Origin of the sequence: Streptococcus pseudopneumoniae (genome assembly GCF_001072315.1) — a bacterium.
Lineage (GTDB): Bacteria > Bacillota > Bacilli > Lactobacillales > Streptococcaceae > Streptococcus > Streptococcus pseudopneumoniae_R.
Genome location: NZ_JVLI01000170.1, coordinates 1 through 392, shown reverse-complemented (window position 1 = coordinate 392; position 392 = coordinate 1). Strand labels below are relative to the sequence as shown.

At 40.6% G+C, this 392-nt stretch carries 1 protein-coding gene; it reads left to right on the top strand.

The annotated features are described in order from the left end of the window. Positions 1-77: 77 nt before the first annotated feature. Positions 78-392: PD-(D/E)XK nuclease family transposase (locus ADH54_RS09430; RefSeq protein ID WP_049524908.1), on the top strand; the 315-nt coding region annotated here is incomplete at its 3' end.

Sequence of the window (392 nt, the reverse complement as noted above, 5' to 3'; positions counted from 1 at the left end):
GCCTGCGGCTAGTTTCCTAGTTTGCTCTTTGATTTTCATTGAGTATAAGACTGTGGTATAATAAAAGGAGGAAAAGGATGATTCTAAGACATCCGGGCATTAGCCCAACTAATGACTTGGTTGCTAAGAAAATCTTTAGCAATCCAGAAATCACTTGTCAATTTATCCGCGATATGCTGGACTTGCCAGCCAAAAATGTGACCATTTTAGAAGGAAGCAATATTCACGTCTTGCCTTCCCTGCCTTACTCAGCGCAGGATTTTTATACCAGTATAGACGTCTTAGCGGAGTTGGATAATGGAACTCAAGTAATCATTGAGATTCAAGTCCATCATCAGAATTTTTTCATCAATCGCCTGTGGGCTTACTTGTGCAGTCAGGTCAATCAAAAC